Here is an 18,033-nt window from a genome sequence, read left to right on the forward strand (position 1 = left end):
CACGGATAATCGTTGATTATATAACTTATTTTTTAAAAACCCGTAAAATCGCATAATGCCGCCATTTGAAGGTTCAAGGCTATAACCGTATTACACCGAAATGGTTACCTACCAAAATTAGCTTACCGTCAGAAGTTCACTAGGAAAACAGGACATTTCTAGTTCATCTCGTGGTTCTCCGGTATCCATTTCAAAGCGGCTCAGGTATCCTTAGCGTGAAAAGTATGGCCGTTAGACTTTTTAGTCCCCCCAGAGAACCAAGCTGACTGGTTTGACCACCTAATCATCTTTGATTACACCTCCAAAATGTGTGCGTATAGCTTACCAGAACACCTAGCTAACCAATTTCTAAGCTATGACTCTATTTGTTTATGAGTCACCAAGATTACCCCTTAATTTTTCCGAAACGGACCAGTCACTAACCCCATACTTTTCTGTCAAGAGCCGCCACCAACACTACTGACGACTCTTTTTCTAACTCTCGTCGATTTGATAAGTAATCTTACTTTCACCGTTACCATTGCTGACGACCTGCAATTGATTGGGAACCTGAGCACGTAGCTCGCTAACGTGACTAATGATCCCAATCATGCGGTGCTTGCCCTCAACGGTTTCAAGTGATTCCAGCGCAGTCATTAAGGCATCTTCATCGAGAGAACCGAATCCTTCATCGATAAATAACGCATCGACATCCACGCTACCTGTAGTCTGCTGAATAACTTCACCCAAGGCCAGTGCCAACGCTAGGGCTGCAATAAAGCTTTCCCCACCGGACAGTGTATGCACGCTGCGTTGCTCACCAACGTGATCGTCATAAACATTGATTTCCAAACCGGAGTTCTTCTTATACGTGGCCGGCTGATCGTCCACCAAAAATTGATAACGACCATTAGTCAGCTGCTGTAGACGCTGGTTTCCCACCGTCAAAATCTGGCGTAAATAAGTCTGCAGCACATAACGTTCCAGCCCCAACTTACTATTTGGACCATCCCCATTAACGACCCCTACAAGCTCAGTGAGTTCCTGTGATTCTTTGAGAGCAGCTGCCTGCTGGTCAATCCGTTCTTGCAGCTGCGTCGTCACCTGTTGGTTGTGTTGATACTGATCTTGCTGTCCGTGTCGTTGGTCCTGCAAGATGGCAACCTTTTCTGCCGCCGCTTTCAATACAACTTGTGTTTGATTACGGTCCGGTTCTGGCTGGTCCAACACACGTTTCTTCAGTTCGGTAATCGTCGTTGTAACCTGTTCCTGTTGTGTACGAAAATCTTGCAACTTCTGGCGTTTGGCAGTCAACGTGTCGATTTGTGCTAGTTGGGTTGTCACAATAGTTTCTGTCTCATCAGTAACTGTCTCGAAATGCTTAGCCAGCAACAATTGTACCACGCTGACGGCCTGAGCTAGTCGCTGTTCACTCTGCGAAAGTTCTTGTGAGGCCGTCTTTTTCTCGGTCGTGGCAACCGTCAGTCGCTCATTGGCCTGCGTCACTTGTTTAACTGCCGTTTCCCAAGTCCGTTGGTCCGACTGTAATTGCTGCTGCAAGTTCTCCTCTTGTTGCTGAAATACAGCCAACGTCGGTGCCGTAGCCGGCAATTGTTGTTTCTGAGTCGTCAGTTGTGCCGTCAACCGATCCACCCGACTGGTCTCGTTCTGCTGGGCAATCTGGTCTGCTTCCAATTGCTGAGTCAGCTTGGACGCTGAAACGGTCAGCTGTTCAAGAGCATGCTGAGCGGTCGTTACTGCCCGCAATTGTTGGTCATTCTGCGTTTGTTTAGCCTGTTGTGTGGCCGCTAACTGGGCAAAATGCTGACTTAACTGATCAAACTGATTGGAATTCTCGTCAGTCTCGGACAGACCAACATTTTCCAAAAGTGCAGCCAACCCGCGTTGCTGTGGTTCCTTTAATTCGGTTAATGTTGTTTGGAGGTTCTGTAGTTGGGTCGTCAGCTTCGCCAACTGCTCCTGTTCCTTCTGCGCTTGGGTCTGTGCGGCCTGAACCTCCGCCTCCGTAATCGTCGTATCAGCGATAGCGGTGGGTGCCGGATGCTCAGTCGATCCACAAACCGGACACGGACTTCCCGGCTTCAATTGACCAACTAATCGGACAATCTCATGAGCCAAAAGTTCTTGATTCAATTCTTCAGCATGTTGTTGCGCGACCTGTGTTGCTTGGGTTTGTGTGGTCACCTGTGACGCCAAGCTGGCTACCCGCTGAGTTAGATCCCGTTGCCGTTGGTCTCCCGCCTGCAAATCAGCTAATTGTCGACGCCATTCCTTTAGCTGCCCTGCCTGTTTGGTCAATGCCTGTTGCGTCTGATAGAGTTGCGTCTGGGTTGCAATCACAGCTTGTTTTGACTGCTGATCTTGCTGATTCTGCTGCTGTTGTTGCTGTGCCTTAGTTACGCGCTGTTGCACAGTATCTAAAGCTGCTTGAGCTGAAACGACCTGTTGGCTGAGCTCCGCAATCTGCCGATAGATTGGTTTGATTTTAGCTTGCTGGGCAAGTTGGTCCTTAGTGGTATTAATGCGCGCTTCCACTGATGTTAGCTTTTGTTGCGCCGCCAATGCCTTCTGTTGCACCGCTTGTGCCGCCTTCAACCCCATCTGTTTCTGTTCAACTGCTAACTGTCGACGTTGATGATTGTCCTGAGCCGATGTGCGCTCCTGCCACTGTGGCCGAATCTGTTGCGTCCACTCCAGCTCCGTAATCAATCGATTCAGCGCGTTCATAGCCGGTTCTTGGGTCGACAGTTTTTGCTGTCGCTCCTGCTGTTTCGCTAGTTGTTGTTGGTCTCGAACCAGTTGCTCTTCACGCGTATCCTGTTGCGTCAACTGCGTAACTCGTTGTTGCGCAGCTGTTGCCTGTGCTGAGAGCTCCTGAATTACCGTTTGCGTTGCAGTCTGTTGCGCCGCCATCAGGGTTAAGACTTCTGTGGTCTGGTGAGCCTGCAAGAAAGAAGTCACACGAGCCTGATTAGACGTCGTCCAAGTCAGGCTCGCTTCCAATCGCTCCAATTCTTTTGCGGCCTCCGCATTCTGGGTCCGATCTTGGCGTAATTTATCACGTAATTTATCCGTCCACTGGGCAAAAATTTCCGTATTGAACAACTGCTCCAGCACAGCGGCTTTATCCTCACTCGGAGCCACTAGAAAACGGCGGAACTCTCCTTGCGGTAGCAGGACAATCTGGGCAAATTGCTTACCATCCATCTGCAAAAGGTCTTGCAGGTAGTCATTGACTTGTCGGGTTTTCGTGAACTGATCTATTTCGGTGCCGTTTTGAAACACCGTAAGTTCAACACTAGCAGCGGCTCTAGTCACACCGGACCCACGTTTTTTTTGCAAGGTTTGAGCGGGTTCTCGAATAATACGATAGCGACGATTGCGGTGATTAAATTCAAAAGTCACCCGCGTATGATCAGCGGTCGTGGCAAAATCTGAACGCATCTCTTGTGGCTCGCGGTCTACGCCAGAAGACTGATCAAATAAGGCATAGCACATTCCATCAAAGATAGTGGTCTTGCCACTCCCAGTCTTACCACTAATCAGAAATAACGGTGTCGCGTCAAACTTTTGAAAATCAATCTCTTCATCACGGTACGGACCGAAATATTGGAGGTGTAAGCTTAGTGGTCGCATTAGTCTTCCTCCTTCATAGCTTGTTGTAACGTTTGCTTCGCCCAGTCCGCTTGTTGCGTCGTCAAGGCATGCTCCGTTACTGTCTTAAAAAAATCATCCAACAACGTCAGAGGATCTCGCTGAACTTCTTCAATGTTAAGCGTCTCAGGTGTCACATCTAGTTGGTTGACCCGCTGCAACTCAATAATCCTGGGAAAGCGTGTCTTCAGTCGCTGCATCACATTCGCAATTGGCGTGGTATCAGTTAACTCTGCCGCAATAAAATCGTCGGTCTTTACGGGATAACTGACCTCAGGGTCCATCAAGTGATCAAACGAATCAGTCAATACAATCAGGTCATTTAAGGGCTTTAAGGGCTTAAACGTCACGGATACCGGCGTCTGATCCGTATCAACAATCCAGACGCCCTTAGTATCTTCAGCTTCACTGGTCGAGAACTTCAGCGGTGAACCGCTATATTTAATGACCGGTTCGTTCTGCAAGGCTTCCTTGCGATGTAAATGGCCCAACGCCACATAGTCAAACGGTGCCAGCAAGTCAACAGGAACCGCGTTCAAGCCCCCCACTTGAACCAGCGTCTCGGAATCACTGTGTTGGCTGCCTGCAGCAAAGAAGTGGGCAATCAGCACATGCTTTTTATCCGGTGCAAACTGTTCCTGCATCGCAGTGACTAAGCGTGCCATCCCCGCAGCTACCGTTTTAATGCTGTCATCTTCAAAATACTGACGGACAGCAAACGGCTCAAAATAGGGTAATAGAAAGAACTGAGTATCCCCAAGAATAACTGGTTTTATACTATCGGCAATCTGCGTATTCAGATAAAAGTCGGTACTACTGAACCACTCGCTCCCCTGGCTCAGACGCACCGCGGAATCATGATTACCACTGATCGCCAACAGCGGAAAATGTTGCTTTCGATTCAGATCAACCAACATGCTATCCAGCACGCTAACCGCATCTTCACTCGGGAGCGCACGATCATAGAGATCCCCAGCAATCACCACAGCATCCACCTTCTCATCAATTGCAATCGCCTTGATCTGCTCGTAAGCGTCCTTTTGTTCCGTCAGCAGGTCATACCCATGAAGCTTCTTACCAATGTGCCAATCGGCGGTATGTAAAAATCGCATCGTAGTTAGCCCCTTTCCCGTTGGTTTTCTGGCGCCCAATCACACGTCAGAATGTGGTCATTGACCAATCCTGCTGCTTGTAGAAATGAATAGACCGTTTTAGGTCCAACAAATTTGAATCCGTGCTTCTTCATTTCTCGGGAAATATGCTGTGCAAGATCAGTCGTCCCAGGAATCTGATTCGCACTTGTCAACTGATGCCGAATTGGCTGATTGCCCACAAACGCCCACAACCAAGTTGAAAAGTTCATTTCTTCCGACCAATTGACCAATGCCTGGGCATTATTGACCGTTGCTTCCAGCTTGCGTCGATTGCGAATAATAGCAGCATTGGTCATCAACTGGTCGACTTCTGCTGGCTTCATGACGGCGACGGCTTCCACATCAAAGTTATGGAAGGCCGCTTCAAAAGCCGCTTGTTTCTTCAACACAGTCTGCCAGCTCAGCCCGGCCTGATACGTTTCCAAACACAGTAACTCAAATAACTTCTGCTCATCATACTCTGGCCGCCCCCATACTTCATCGTGATACCGTTGCATTTCGGGCGAAGACGTAGCCCATTCACACCGCTTAACCATCATGAAACCTCCCTTTTTTCTGCTGACTTTACTATACCAGATAACTAGCAGAAACGCCCGAACAAGCGTTCACTTTTATATTTTTGAAATCGTTATCATCCCCGTCATTATTGAAAAATCCACAAAATATTTTGTGGATTTTTTTACTTGACCCCCTCCGCAGAAAAGTCTATGCTATTGTAAATGTTACGTTTTGGGGAATTGAGGAGGTTAGCATCATGCACAGATCACACCATTTAAAAGTTCGGTCCTTACTGATTGCGGCAGCATCGGCCCTATTATTTGCACCAGCTATTGCCACCAGCTCCGTTACTGCTCAAGCGGCTAGTGTGAACCCGTCATCGGCAACTCTAAAGAAGTCGGCAAGCTATTACCGAAAACACGCTAAGACTTTAGGGAAAAAGTACAAGCTGGCATTTGACGCTCAAACTGGTCTCAAAAAGAATGGTAAAGCGACTGTCTATATCAACACTAAGGACGCCAAGCTTAAGAGTAGCGTCAAGATTGCAATGAACTACTGGAATAAAAAACTGGGTAAGAAAGAATTCGTCCAGGGTTCTAAGAAAAATCATACTTTGACGTTCTCCGTTTCCAAAGCACAAGCCACAAAGAATGACCAGAGTGACGCTTGGTGGACACCTGGCAAGAAGAGTTTGCAGGTACGTTGGTCCTACTACCAAGGCGAAACTAAGAATATTGGCATTGCCATGACGAATCAATTGAACGACGCCTTCTACAAGAAGTACGCCAAGACCATTGAAGCCAAGGCCAAAGCAAATCTAGTTGCCAAGGGTATCACATCCGCTGACAGCAACTATCAAACTGAGTTCAACACCGAAGCCGAGTCAGTCGAGGAATCCCTACCGGCCTATTCGACACTGAAAAACGAAGTTAAGGGTGTCAATACTGTCGCCAAGAATGGTCGAATGTATGAATATGCTAGCACGATTGCCCACGAATTGGGCCACGTGATGGGATTGAATCACTCCCCTAACAAGTCCGACCTCATGTACTTTGAGAGCGGTAGCAACAACGTTTACAGCTATAAGAAGGTCAACCAAGGCTTGTCTAAGTACAATCCGATTACCAAGACCGATAAAAACCGAGCTAAACTCGCTTTAAAGATCTACACAGCTACCCACTAAATTTACACGAACCTAGCCACTCGGGATTTTTCCGAATGGCTTTTTTATTAATTTCTTGACCAGATGATTTCTTTACCCTTGCAATCTAACTGTAATCAATTGTAAATCTGTAGTAACCTGTTAGCCGGTCACACCGTGTACAATGGGGACAAAGACTGAGGAGGATGTATTCATGCAAATTAAGTTACATAATTTAGTTGCAGGTGTTGCGGCCTTTGCTGCCGTATTAGCCGTCGGGGTTGGATTAAACACGACTACTGCTAATGCCGCTGGTAAGAAAGTTGCCGACATTTCGCAATATCAAGGGAACGTTAATTGGAAGAAAGCATCTAAAGATTTAAAGTACGCCATTATTCGTGTGCAACACGGGAGCAAGGGCGATGCTGGCTACATGATCGACAGCAAGCGAAACGTCAACGCTAACGGGGCTTACAAGTACGGCGTGCCATTCGGCCAATACATGTTTGCTGAATTCACGAGTGTTAAGGATGCCCAACAAGAAGCCAAAGACTTCTACAAGCGCAGTAACAAGCACACCAAGTTCTTTGTTCTTGACGAAGAAAAGCGGATGCCATCTGCATCTAGCAGTGAACAGACCTACGTTAACGCTTGGTTGAAGACGATGCGTGGCTTGACTGACAAGCCTCTGATCATGTATGCCGGCGAATACTACGCCAACTCTCACAAGTTGAACTTCGACAAGTTCGATGGGACTTGGATTGCGAAATACAGTACCGCTAAGCCTAAGGTTTCCGGTACTTCTGTCGATCTGTGGCAATACACCAGTTCAGGCCGGGTTTCCGGTATCAGTGGTAACGTTGACTTGAACAAGGTCTTGAACAGTTCTGCCGTCAACAAGTGGTTCTCTGGTAGCGACAAGAAGGCCGCTGCTAGTTACTATAAGAGTGCTGACGATGTTGCCGGTATCAAGGCGAAGAAGACCGTTTACGAATACAAGTCTACGTCATTTACCAGCAACAAACGGAGCACCAAGGTCAAGGCGGGCACCAAGTTAGCCGTTAAGGCCATCACCAAGAACAATAAAAATGCCTACCGTTTCCAATTAACGAACGGTAATTACGTGACAGCCAACAAGGCATTCGTTACAGCTTACTAAAATGAAGTGTTAAAAAGACATCCCGCGGGATGTCTTTTTTCATCTGTAAATACTGTTGGTGCACAATTATGGTGCCCACACAAAATTTGAGCGCATCACCGGTTATGAAAGCGGTTAATTATGCTATCATAAACTTATTAATACCTGGGGGGTCTTGTTATGCAACAAGGTTTGCTATTAGTCAATCTCGGATCACCGGCTTCGCCACAGACTGCGGATGTCCGAACCTATCTCAAGAAGTTTCTCAGTGACCGTAGTGTGATTGAAATGCCACCTGCGTTATGGCAACCCATTCTACGGGGGATGATTCTACCACTGCGGTCGTGGCGGTCAGCGACCTTCTATCAACACATCTGGACTAAGGAAGGCTCACCACTGATTGTCTATACCCAGCGCATTACGCAACAGGTACAATCACAGCTCCCCAATTGGGATGTTCGTTACGCCATGACTTACGGTGACCCAGACATTGCGCAAACCCTACAAAACATGGTTCAGGCAGGCTGCGATAACATTGTCCTCCTCCCTCTCTTTCCGCAATACACACAAAGTACTCACGACGCGATCTTCAAACAGGTAGCGACCAGTCAGGCCCCACTGACCACTATTCGCCACTTCTATCAAGACGGTGCTTACCTCGATCTGTTGGCCAATCAAGTTTGGCAGGCCTATCGTCAGGCAGACTTTGATGCCGTTCTCTTTAGCTACCACAGTATTCCCAGTGCCATGGTTGCTCATGGCGACCCCTATCCTACAGAATGTGAGGCCACGACGCAGGGGGTTCTCGATCGACTGCCCAACCTACCCGCCACTAAAGTTCAGACCGTTTACCAGTCTAAGTTTGGTCCGATGCCTTGGCAAAAACCCTACCTCAAGAATACGTTAATGCAATTGGTCGAGCTTGGCAAACGGCGCGTCTTAATTGCAACACCATCCTTCGTGGCCGATTGTCTAGAAACACTGGAAGAAGACTATGTTCAGAATTACCAAGTGTTTAAAGCCAGCGGTGGCGACACCTTTCAAATGGTGCCACCCATGAACGACGACCCCCGTTTCGCCACAGTTCTGGCCGATCTCGCCCAACGGAAGGTCCGTGATGACCATGCCTGAACCCGACCGGCCTAGTCTCGATGAGGTCAATCGCAGCGTTGCCGTTCCTAACAACGGTGCATCATTTCTCCAAAAGTTTCTCGCGTACAGCGGCCCCGGTGCCCTGGTAGCCGTGGGTTACATGGATCCCGGCAACTGGTTAACATCCTTAGCCGGTGGGAGTCAATATCGCTATCAGCTCCTAGCCGTTCTGGTGATTGCCATTCTCGTCGCCATGTTCATGCAGACCCTTGCCATCAAATTAGGTGTTGTGGCCCGCCGCGACCTCGCGCAGGCTATCGCGGAACGGGTACCCACACCCATTCGTTATACTCTCTGGTTGCTCAACGAAATTGCCATGATGGCTACTGATCTGACCGGCGTTGTGGGGACCGCCATCGCCCTAAAATTATTACTGGGTCTACCATTGGTTTACGGCATTTTCCTCACGATTGCGGATGTCCTGATTGTGCTCTTATTCCTACGCTTTGGCATTCGCCGCGTTGAATTCATTGTCTTAGTGGCTATTTTGACGGTTGGGGTAATCTTTGCCATCGAAGTTGCTCGGGCTCACCCAGCGGTTCCAGCTATTCTACAAGGTGTCATCCCCACGCCAAGTTTACTGACGGACCACGCCAAGTTAATCCTGAGTGTAGGGATCATTGGAGCGACCATCATGCCGCACAACCTGTACCTCCACTCCTCACTAGCTCAGAGTCGGCGCTACGACGCGCACGACCCTGCCCAGGTCAACGAGGCATTGCGTTTTGGCAAATGGGATTCCAACGTTCACCTGATTGCCGCACTGATTGTGAATGGCCTCCTCCTAATTCTTGGCGGAACCCTCTTCTTTGGGCGAACAGGCCAATTGACTAGTCTGCAGGCCGTTTTTAACGGTTTACAGAACTCAACCATTGTCGGCAATCTTGCCAGTCCTTTGATGAGTTGGCTATTTGCCTTTGCCCTCCTAATCACCGGCCTGATTTCTTCCATCACCAGCACTCTTTCCGGCCAAATTGTGATGGAAGGCTACATCCACATCCGCTTACCACTCTGGCAACGACGTCTATTGACTCGGTTTGTGACACTGATTCCTATCCTAATTATCGGTTGGCTGATTGGCTTTGACGACCGTACCTTTGAGCACCTGATTGTCTACGCTCAGGTAACACTCAGCATTGCCCTGCCATTTACGCTATTTCCGATGGTCGCACTAACCGGCAGTCGACACCTTCTAGGGAACCACGCCAATCGCCGCTGGGTCACGCTTGTTGGCTACCTGTTAACTGCGGTCATCACTATTTTTAATCTACAACTCTTATTAGACGTGTTATGAAAAAAGCCCTCAGCAAATACTGAGAGCTTTTCCTTTACGACAACCCGGTGACCACCTGTAACGTGGCGGAATAGTAGTTGTGTTTTTCAATTGTTTTTGGCATTTGTTTAGCCGTCTTATTCTTCAGCGACGTTTTCTTCAAGGTCTTAGCCGCAAAGTAGACCGGCGCCGTGAAAGCCGTATTCACGTAACTATTGACGGCTTTGCCACCTAACGTGTAGACGGCAGTAATCTTCTTTTTCTTGTTAAAGAAGGTCAGTTGCTTCGTCAAGGCTTTCTTGGTCGCACTATCCTTGCTGATCTTATACGTCTGTGCTAACCGCCAAGGCACCCGGTTGGCATTGTAACCGACTTGATTATCGGTTCCAGATTCGATGCTGTAAGGCTTAACGGCCTTAAGCTTGATACTCTTACCAGTCGCTAAGATAAAGTCAGGGAACAGTCCTGTCTTATGCCGTGCACTAAGCTTCTTAACGGCGATCTGACTGCGCTTAGCGACAGTCGTCCAGGTGCTATCCTTGGTATATTTAGCGAACGTCTTGAAGTAGCCAGTTATCAGGTCCGAGGACCGCAGCTTGCTGACATCGTAACTATTCGTGGCCCAATTCCCCATCGTCGGCAAATAGGTTGTCTTGTTGATTTCCTTTTGCTTAATGGCCTTGATGAGTTTCTTAGCCGCAGCCCGATAATTAGTCTTCTTACTGCCCCACTTCTTATCCGCCAAAATTAATGCGTAAGCAATATCTAAATCACCGTCAGTCGCCGAGTTCTTCTGTGAACCGGTACTCGTCATCTTGCCGGAACGCTTGGTCTGTTGCCACTGCATCAATGGCACCTTACTGGAGACGCGGTGAGCCCGGTAATACTTGTACATCTGATTGAAGGTCGCGTGAGTATTGGCTCCCTTCTTAGCCGCCAATACGGCCGCTAGCATCCCGTAACCCTGCCCCTCGGACAGCGCCGTCGTGGCCCCTTGACCATTGTTGGATTTCACATATTTCTGCGTCTTACCACCCACGTAAGTTTTTTGCCACTGTTTGTACTGAGTAACTGCTTGGCTAGTCTTGGCCTGGGCCGGTGTTGGTTGGACGCTGGTTAATCCCCAGACGAGGCCGCCGACAAACGCAATACCCAATAAATGAGCTAAAATTTTCCGTTTTCGCATATTGTCTGACTCCTCAATTTCAGAATAGGTTACTACTTTTAATTATGCAATATTTACCCAAAGTTGTCGCTGGAAATAGCCCATCCCCACACTTTTGACCCGAAAAAGAGTCCCACCACCATCACTGGTCGTGAGACTCCTCTTGATTTAGTCTTTAAAAATTTCCTTCGCAATACCAAATGCTGACCACGCCTTAGGCCAGCCAACGTAGAAGGCCAAGTGGGTAATCACTTCAGAGATTTCATCCTTGGTGATGCCATTGCCCTTACCGATCTTCATGTGGGCGGGTAATTGTTCAAAGTTCCCTCCGGAGATCAACGCGGAAATCGTAATCAAACTCCGTTGGTGCGCGGACAATTGTTCCTCGCGCGACCAGACCTGCCCGAATAAAACGTCATCATTCAGTTCAGCAAACTTAGGGGCAAATTCACCCAAGTTATCCCGACCAGCAGTTTGTTTCTTTGCCATAATTTATGAGCCTCCTAGTCTAAAGCATCGTAATGCGCATCATCAACGGGTTCCAACCACTCTGGCGTTCCAGCCGTAATCGCAACGTGACTGAACCAGCTGTCCTTGGTTGCGCCGTGCCAGTGCTTGACGCCATCCTTCGTCACAACCACGTCACCGGCATGTAACCGCCGCGCAGGTTGACCGTCTTCTTGATACCAGCCTTCTCCACCAGTAACCAACAAGATCTGGAAACCATTGTGATGAATGTGCCAGTTGTTCCGGCAGCCAGGTTCAAAGGTCACGTTGCCGACACCGACATTAACATCTGGATCATTCACTAAGCCTTGTAAGTAGCTTTGACCGGTGAAAACATCTTGGTACGCCACGTTCTTATCGCCAACTGGAAAAATAACGCCATTCTTAACTTCTTCATTTTTTGCCATCTTAAAGTGCTCCTCTACTTGTCGTTGAATCGTTGTAAATACTCTTGGAAACTTTCGGAATCGGCGATGGTGTGCTCGACCTTGCCGTCATACCAATCGATCTTACGGCCCAACACCTGCAGATGCATCTGCAACTCTGCGATATCCGCCTCGGCATCATCCTTGGTCTTCTGCAACATTGCTCGCCGTTCAGGAATCGTTGCGTCCCCTGCGGCCCGCAGCCGAACGTAACGTTTCAGATCATTGAGCCGCATCCCAGTTCCCTTCAGATGAAGAATGAAACCGACCCACCGAATATCTTCATCGGTGTAATACCGCACGTCATTCTCATCGCGTTGAGACTTCACCAGCCCTTGATCCTCGTAATACCGCAGCGTATACGTGGACAAACCGACTAACTTGGCAAATTCACCAATCCGGTAACGCCGCTGTTCTTCAGCCATCGAACCGCCTCCTTGATTTCCTTACAAGATCTAGTAAACACCTTCGAGTGCACTTTAAGTCAACCCTTGTTCCGAAAAAAACTTATCTAAATACGTGAAGAGAGCTTGAGACCCTGTCCCAAACTCCCCTCGTCATTATTCTACTGCAATTTGATTGATTGCTAACTGCATCATCAGCTGGAAACGTTCGTCAATTTTACGCTGCGGCAACGTTAAATAACCACCTAGCTCTTGCATGATAAAACCAAATAAGGCCGACCGATAGAGGGTTGATTCTACTAGGCTATGATTATCTGCCCCGTCTAAGACATGGAGACTCCGAAACATCTGATTATACAAATCACTTAACGCTTGGTGGGTACGTTTCAATTGCTTTAAATTGTTGGGATTGATTAAAATGGGCGCCAAGTGTTTTTCATGGCGGCACCCTTTGCGAAACTCTTGAGCGAAGACCATTAAGGCCTCCTTACCCCCTACCCCAAATAAACGTCGCATCAGTCGTTCACTGAGCTGATTAACGAACCGTAATCCCACCTGATCCACTAGATCCGACAAACTATCTGCATAGTTATAGACGGACTGCGGTCGAATTTCTAACGCATCAGCCAATGCCCGAATCGTCAGATTATCCAATCCGTGATCTGCAATCAGCTGATCCGCACGGTCCAGGACAATCTCTCTAGTCAACGTTCGCCGTTTTACCATGTTCTCGCCTCTTCCTAAATTTCTTCTCTATCATTATACATTGAAAGGGCTTTAACTTAAACTACATTACCTGTTTATCACCTAAAACATTGTTATCTTAATATGTTTTTCTCGTGCCGAAATAATTCGGTCATAGGTAACCACGCCTGACCATAGCCACCACCAATCAACGCACTCCCCAGCACCGCTAATAACCAATTGCGCTTGAACTCCTCCAATTGTTCCATGTCGTCCTCCTATTTAACTATCCGCCAGACAAACTGCTCAATGACAAATATGCTAACTCCCCGAAGAATGGTTCATAAGCTGAACTTGAATTTCACTCAGTATAGCATATAGTTGTCAGCTAAGATAGTTAATTCTGTTATAAATATTTCGATAAAACGGCAGCCTGCGTGCTCCACAGTCTGCCGCCAAATGAGGACCTATTTATAATGAAATTAGTTCTTGCGCTTCAAAGTAACGAGCCCAAATCCGCTAGCCACTAACAGAACTAAACCAGCCCAAATCAACGGCTGAGTCGAGCGTTCACCGGTCTGTGGTAAAGTATGGCCAACGTATCGACCCGTACCAGAACCAGTACCAACACCATTGGTATTACCAGCCTGCTGACCGTTCATTGCAGATTCTTGTCCACTGGTGCCACCAGTCGTGTAGGCACCGGCACCACCATTAACCGGCTGTTGGCTACTGCCCCCCGGCTGATAAGTCGATGAACTACCCGGCTTCTGCGTTGTTGGCTTCACCGGCTTAACTGGTTTCACTGGCTTGCTTGGCTTTTGTGGTTTCGTTGGCTTAACTGGCTTAGTTGGTTTCTGAGGATTTTCAGGATTCGTCGGCGTTTCCGTCCCAGGTTTTTCAGGATTCTCGGGATTTACTGGCGTCTCGGTTCCAGGATTCTCAGGATTCGTCGTTCCAGGATTGGTTGGTGGCGTGACACCGCCAGGATTTTCAGGATTACCTCCACCTTCAGAGCTTGAATTCTCCCGAACATCTTCTGCGGCAACCGTTACTGCGGCCGTCTGACCGTCCTTAATGGTAAATGGAATCGGCGTCTTGTTCAGTTCAAAGCCTGCTGGAGGAGTCGTTTCAACGAATTGATAATCGCCGGCGGCTAAGCCATCGACCTTGATGATTCCTTCAGCATCGGTCACCAGATCAGACTTGATGACTTCACCATTGACATCTTGCAATTCGTAGACGGCACCGGCTAGAACTTCACCATTAGTCTTTGCTGTCTTCTTCAAGATGACTTCACCAGCTTGTTGATCAGAACCACCATTACCAGTACCACTACCGCCCCAAACGATCCGTGACCCAACACTCTGGCCGTTCAGGGAAGCATTGTTCTTCCATGTCCCCCCAGTTCCGGAGACCTCTGGTGTCGTTTGATACGTCATGTTAACTGCTGTTGTCACATTACTAAAGGTAAAGGTCAGCGTGTTCCCCATGACATTGATTTCAGGGGTAATCGACCCACCATCACTGGTAAAGAAGCCATTTGAATCATAACTTCCAGTCTGTGCGTGAACACTTCCTGGGATATAAGTTTGACCAGGTCCCAGGCTATCCGTGACGACGGCCTTATCCATCTTAGAGCTGGTCGGATTAAAGGCGATATTCCAGGTTAACTTTGCGGGCGAGCCATCTGGATTCCGTTCAGCAACCCAGCCGACTTTGTTGATTCCCCAGTCTAAGTCAACGTTGTTACTCTCAGCACTCCCCTTAACGTAGAATTGTAAAGTACCTTTCCGATCCTTCGTGGTGTTTGCGAGAGCCCCGTTGAACGTAATCGTCCCGGTGCTTTCACCTTCCTTAATGCTAAACGTCCCGATCTGCTGACCGTGATCGTCGTACAGTGGGAACGTCACATCTCGCCGACCAACCGCAGTCGGAGGGAACGTGACGGTGACGGTATCGCCATCCTTAATGGCTTCTCCATCTGGAATACTCCAGTTGTAATCCAACGTGTAGTTATCCCATTTACTCAGGTCGGTTCCATTCGAAACGACCTTGCCGTTGGCATCCGTAATGATCGCGTCACCACCACCTAATCCGGAGACCTCAACGCTACCGGCTTGAGCGGTAACACCGCCGGTAGCGAAGCCGCCAACCAAAAAGACGGCAATGACTATCAGAACACCAATCACGACGGTAGTTATCTTCCTTCGCATCGTAATCCTCCTCCAATCACCTGTCACCAACAGTCGGCTTATTGACGAAATATCAATTATGGCAACTGCTCGCAGCACAAACCCATTCATTTTGACAATACTTCTACCGCTCTGTATTTACTATAACTGCTCTCGAAAAAAGCAGTATCTCAGCGAGAAACATTTCGTGTAGTTATTACCTGTGAAAATGGCAACGCCCCATTTTAAGTGTATTTAGTTTGACTCACAACGAAATTCATAACCACTAACGTTGGCCTATCGCGGTTTGATGGTTAATTTACTCCGCTAGTAAACAACTAAACGGCCCATAGAGGCCACCCCAAAAACGGCTGATCCCATCAAGGATCAGCCGTGACAAATTTCCTATTCTTCTAACGCACCACCTTGTTGGCCAACAACCAGCGCCGCTAATGTATTCGCCCGTTGGACGGCCTGTTCAGTACCGTGACCGGCAGCCAACTCGGCTAGCAGGCCCCCACAGTGGGTATCACCAGCGCCAATCGTATTGACCACCTGCGTCGCCGTCCCCGGAACCATGTGCCCCTGACCGTACTCGACGTAGTAACTGCCCTGGGCATCGAGCGTAACCACAACTAATTCCCCAGTAATGGCGTTGAGTCGTAAGGCAATCTCCCGATAGGTCTCAGTCGGAGTTCCCAGCCGTTGAATCTCCACCACGTTTCCATGAATCAACATTCCCGGGCGAATCACCCGCTGAAGTACCGCTGGTGCAAGACTACCAATACGTGGTGACGTATCAAATAGGACGCGTAAATTCGGCTGCCGACTCAACGCGGTCAAAATCACATCCGCGGCTCGTGCATCCTCCAGTTCGTATCCGGAGAGATAAACGTAGTCGTAGTCAGCCAGTGAGATGTGCTCGAACCATTCAGCTTGCCAGCGACGCTCAACCCCCATAATCGACAGAAAGGCGCGCTCGCCATTGGCCTCGACGAAGGAAACATCCCAGCCATTATCGGCACTTTCATCCCGCACCAATACTGGAATGCCCAGTTGCTGAAAGGTGTCTCGCACAATCGTGGCGTGTTCACCTAGACCGACTGGCGCAAATAAATCCGCCGTAACGCCAGCATAGGTCAGTGCCCGCTGCACATTGAAAGCCGAGCCGCCCACCTGCGTACTGCGCCAATCGCCAGCAACATCTTCACCACTCTGCGGGAGATGCTGAACGTTGACGACGACATCCACGTAAGCCGCTCCAATCACGAGTACCCGTGCCATCCTAGTCGACCTCCTCAGTCAGGCGTTTGCCTAATGGCTTCAACGCCACCATGCAAATCACCGCCACAATCCCTGCGATAAAGACACCTAGACTATTATCCCGAAAGATACCATGGGCAAATGGCCCCGTCCAAACGGCATTGTTGGTAAAAAGAAAGCCCGTGATCACCGCAATTACCCACGAACTAATCCCCTTCCAATTGTAGCGGTTGACCGAGGCGGGCATCATCTCGCTGATGGCGTACCCTTCACGGCGATAGAGAACACTATCACACAGGAAGACGGCAACCCAGGCGGCCAGGCACGTTCCCAAGAAACCAAGGAAGAGTTCGAAGTTCCCCATGAAGTTTTCCGAAACAAACAGCACGTACACGGGAATCAAAATCACAATCGCCCCGTGTAAGATCAGGGAGTTACGTTGAGAAATTCGAATCCCCACGGTCTCCAGATTAATCCGTGCCGAACGCAGGCTAATCATGCACTGTGGAATCAGCCCACCCGCCGCTACTAAGAAATAAATAACCGTCATCCACGATGGCAGTGCGTGACTCATCACTTCGATGGGGTTGGCGGCACTGGCCAACCCCGGTTCAACGGTACTCAGTAGCACGCCACCCCACATCAGGACGAACAGAGGCACGGCGCCACCTAACAACGTATGCCAGAATGTAGCACTCTGACTGGCCTGAGGCTTTACGTAAGCCCCCCAATCGGCCGCAGCCATCGACCAGCTGATCCCGGAACCCGCGGCAACGATCGACACAGCGGGCCAGAAGCCACCTAACCATTTGCCACTGGGCTGGGCTAGGGCCTGTTGCCAGTTGGCCTTCATCAAGAATAGAATTAAAATCACGACTGTTAAGATTCCGAATAGCCAGGACAGCCAGGTCTGAATCTTGGCCAAAACGGTTTCGTTCACCAGCCCAGAGAGAATCACGATACCGGCAAAAATGGCCAATGCCACGGCAACCGTCCAGTCTGACTTGGCGATATGCATTACCCGGAGGAGCGCTACCAGCAAGAGTGTCCCGGTAATCACGTTCACGGCGAGCCAACCTACCATGTTGATCCACGCAATCCCATTGGGCAACTTGTTGCCTTGCGTCCCGTATGCCGCCCGTGACAGCTTAAACGTCGTCACGCCTTCGCGCTTCCCAATCATCGCGACCCATCCGGGAAAGACAAACGAAAGTGCCCCCACCAGTGACGCCAAAGTGGCTTGTACAAAGGATAAATGATAACTAACGATGATTGCCCCAAAGACAATTCCCATAATGCCAATGTTTGCCGCGAACCAGTTATAAAATAGCTCCCCTGGTGTCAGCGTCTTGTCTTTCTGTGGTACCTTAATTGTTTCCCCATTCATAAAATCCTTACTCC

The 18,033-nt window shown here is 48.9% G+C and carries 16 protein-coding genes; 4 read left to right on the top strand and 12 right to left on the bottom strand.

Features of this window, described 5'->3' with window-relative positions; genetic code table 11:
• Positions 1-474: 474 nt before the first annotated feature.
• From EKM73_RS05615 to EKM73_RS05625, 3 genes are read right to left on the bottom strand one after another with little or no spacing between them, the layout of a single operon-like run.
• A complete protein-coding gene (locus tag EKM73_RS05615; RefSeq protein ID WP_125701002.1) occupies positions 475-3,636 on the bottom strand; it encodes an AAA family ATPase in 3,162 nt (1,053 codons plus the stop codon).
• Positions 3,636-4,766 carry an exonuclease SbcCD subunit D gene (locus EKM73_RS05620; protein WP_125701003.1) on the bottom strand — a complete coding sequence of 377 codons (1,131 nt, stop codon included), beginning with the start codon at positions 4,764-4,766 and terminating at the stop codon, positions 3,636-3,638. Before EKM73_RS05620 ends, EKM73_RS05615 begins: the two co-directional genes overlap by 1 nt.
• A 5-nt stretch (positions 4,767-4,771) precedes the next feature.
• Complete coding sequence (locus EKM73_RS05625) at positions 4,772-5,344, bottom strand: DNA-3-methyladenine glycosylase I (RefSeq protein ID WP_125701004.1); 573 nt, start codon at positions 5,342-5,344, stop codon at positions 4,772-4,774.
• 218 nt (positions 5,345-5,562) lie between these two features.
• Here EKM73_RS05625 and EKM73_RS05630 point away from each other — a divergent pair, with 218 nt between their 5' ends.
• The 4 genes from EKM73_RS05630 (at position 5,563) to EKM73_RS05645 (ending at position 10,031) form a co-directional block, all read left to right on the top strand.
• The gene (locus tag EKM73_RS05630) at positions 5,563-6,489 is read left to right on the top strand and encodes a matrixin family metalloprotease (RefSeq protein ID WP_125701005.1); all 927 of its coding nucleotides are present in this window, start codon (positions 5,563-5,565) and stop codon (positions 6,487-6,489) included.
• Positions 6,490-6,661: 172 nt separating this feature from the next.
• Entirely contained in the window at positions 6,662-7,606 is a 945-nt protein-coding gene (locus tag EKM73_RS05635) for a GH25 family lysozyme (protein ID WP_125701006.1), read from the top strand.
• 159 nt (positions 7,607-7,765) lie between these two features.
• Complete coding sequence (gene hemH, locus EKM73_RS05640; RefSeq protein WP_125701007.1) at positions 7,766-8,716, top strand: ferrochelatase; 951 nt, start codon at positions 7,766-7,768, stop codon at positions 8,714-8,716.
• Positions 8,703-10,031 (top strand): Nramp family divalent metal transporter, encoded by a 1,329-nt coding sequence (locus EKM73_RS05645; RefSeq protein WP_125701008.1) that lies wholly within the window; start codon positions 8,703-8,705, stop codon positions 10,029-10,031. The genes hemH and EKM73_RS05645 overlap by 14 nt, the downstream gene beginning before the upstream one ends.
• A 34-nt stretch (positions 10,032-10,065) precedes the next feature.
• On the opposite strand, the gene EKM73_RS05650 is transcribed toward EKM73_RS05645, so the two are convergent.
• The 9 genes from EKM73_RS05650 to EKM73_RS05685 form a co-directional block, all read right to left on the bottom strand.
• Positions 10,066-11,196, bottom strand: a complete 1,131-nt coding sequence (locus EKM73_RS05650; protein ID WP_125701009.1) for a glycosyl hydrolase family 8 — start codon at positions 11,194-11,196, stop codon at positions 10,066-10,068.
• 147 nt (positions 11,197-11,343) lie between these two features.
• On the bottom strand, positions 11,344-11,664 hold the full coding sequence (locus EKM73_RS05655; RefSeq protein ID WP_125701010.1) for a carboxymuconolactone decarboxylase family protein: 321 nt from the start codon (positions 11,662-11,664) through the stop codon (positions 11,344-11,346).
• A gap of 14 nt (positions 11,665-11,678) precedes the next feature.
• On the bottom strand, positions 11,679-12,089 hold the full coding sequence (locus EKM73_RS05660; protein WP_125701011.1) for a cupin domain-containing protein: 411 nt from the start codon (positions 12,087-12,089) through the stop codon (positions 11,679-11,681).
• A 14-nt stretch (positions 12,090-12,103) separates the two neighbouring features.
• Positions 12,104-12,532 (bottom strand): MerR family transcriptional regulator, encoded by a 429-nt coding sequence (locus EKM73_RS05665; protein WP_125701012.1) that lies wholly within the window; start codon positions 12,530-12,532, stop codon positions 12,104-12,106.
• Positions 12,533-12,667: 135 nt separating this feature from the next.
• A complete protein-coding gene (locus EKM73_RS05670; RefSeq protein ID WP_125701013.1) occupies positions 12,668-13,237 on the bottom strand; it encodes a TetR/AcrR family transcriptional regulator in 570 nt (189 codons plus the stop codon).
• Between the two features lie 92 nt (positions 13,238-13,329).
• Complete coding sequence (locus EKM73_RS12950) at positions 13,330-13,464, bottom strand: hypothetical protein (protein ID WP_263853799.1); 135 nt, start codon at positions 13,462-13,464, stop codon at positions 13,330-13,332.
• 213 nt (positions 13,465-13,677) lie between these two features.
• The gene (locus tag EKM73_RS05675) at positions 13,678-15,411 is read right to left on the bottom strand and encodes an LPXTG cell wall anchor domain-containing protein (protein ID WP_125701014.1); all 1,734 of its coding nucleotides are present in this window, start codon (positions 15,409-15,411) and stop codon (positions 13,678-13,680) included.
• Positions 15,412-15,774: 363 nt separating this feature from the next.
• The gene (locus EKM73_RS05680; protein ID WP_125701015.1) at positions 15,775-16,653 is read right to left on the bottom strand and encodes a PfkB family carbohydrate kinase; all 879 of its coding nucleotides are present in this window, start codon (positions 16,651-16,653) and stop codon (positions 15,775-15,777) included.
• A 1-nt stretch (position 16,654) separates the two neighbouring features.
• Entirely contained in the window at positions 16,655-18,019 is a 1,365-nt protein-coding gene (locus tag EKM73_RS05685; protein ID WP_125701016.1) for a purine-cytosine permease family protein, read from the bottom strand.
• Positions 18,020-18,033: the final 14 nt, after the last annotated feature.

Origin of the sequence: Levilactobacillus fuyuanensis, assembly GCF_003946395.1 — a bacterium.
Lineage (GTDB): Bacteria > Bacillota > Bacilli > Lactobacillales > Lactobacillaceae > Levilactobacillus > Levilactobacillus fuyuanensis.

What these genes read in the sequence shown, in the direction of transcription:
- EKM73_RS05615 (WP_125701002.1), bottom strand. Translation starts at nt 3,636, where the DNA reads ATGCGACCACTAAGCTTACACCTCCAATATTTCGGTCCGTACCGTGAT.
- EKM73_RS05680 (WP_125701015.1), bottom strand. Translation starts at nt 16,653, where the DNA reads ATGGCACGGGTACTCGTGATTGGAGCGGCTTACGTGGATGTCGTCGTC.
- hemH (WP_125701007.1), top strand. Translation starts at nt 7,766, where the DNA reads ATGCAACAAGGTTTGCTATTAGTCAATCTCGGATCACCGGCTTCGCCA.
- EKM73_RS05630 (WP_125701005.1), top strand. Translation starts at nt 5,563, where the DNA reads ATGCACAGATCACACCATTTAAAAGTTCGGTCCTTACTGATTGCGGCA.
- EKM73_RS05660 (WP_125701011.1), bottom strand. Translation starts at nt 12,089, where the DNA reads ATGGCAAAAAATGAAGAAGTTAAGAATGGCGTTATTTTTCCAGTTGGC.
- EKM73_RS05625 (WP_125701004.1), bottom strand. Translation starts at nt 5,344, where the DNA reads ATGGTTAAGCGGTGTGAATGGGCTACGTCTTCGCCCGAAATGCAACGG.
- EKM73_RS05665 (WP_125701012.1), bottom strand. Translation starts at nt 12,532, where the DNA reads ATGGCTGAAGAACAGCGGCGTTACCGGATTGGTGAATTTGCCAAGTTA.
- EKM73_RS05670 (WP_125701013.1), bottom strand. Translation starts at nt 13,237, where the DNA reads ATGGTAAAACGGCGAACGTTGACTAGAGAGATTGTCCTGGACCGTGCG.
- EKM73_RS05645 (WP_125701008.1), top strand. Translation starts at nt 8,703, where the DNA reads ATGACCATGCCTGAACCCGACCGGCCTAGTCTCGATGAGGTCAATCGC.
- EKM73_RS05685 (WP_125701016.1), bottom strand. Translation starts at nt 18,019, where the DNA reads ATGAATGGGGAAACAATTAAGGTACCACAGAAAGACAAGACGCTGACA.
- EKM73_RS05655 (WP_125701010.1), bottom strand. Translation starts at nt 11,664, where the DNA reads ATGGCAAAGAAACAAACTGCTGGTCGGGATAACTTGGGTGAATTTGCC.
- EKM73_RS05675 (WP_125701014.1), bottom strand. Translation starts at nt 15,411, where the DNA reads ATGCGAAGGAAGATAACTACCGTCGTGATTGGTGTTCTGATAGTCATT.
- EKM73_RS05650 (WP_125701009.1), bottom strand. Translation starts at nt 11,196, where the DNA reads ATGCGAAAACGGAAAATTTTAGCTCATTTATTGGGTATTGCGTTTGTC.
- EKM73_RS05635 (WP_125701006.1), top strand. Translation starts at nt 6,662, where the DNA reads ATGCAAATTAAGTTACATAATTTAGTTGCAGGTGTTGCGGCCTTTGCT.
- EKM73_RS12950 (WP_263853799.1), bottom strand. Translation starts at nt 13,464, where the DNA reads ATGGAACAATTGGAGGAGTTCAAGCGCAATTGGTTATTAGCGGTGCTG.
- EKM73_RS05620 (WP_125701003.1), bottom strand. Translation starts at nt 4,766, where the DNA reads ATGCGATTTTTACATACCGCCGATTGGCACATTGGTAAGAAGCTTCAT.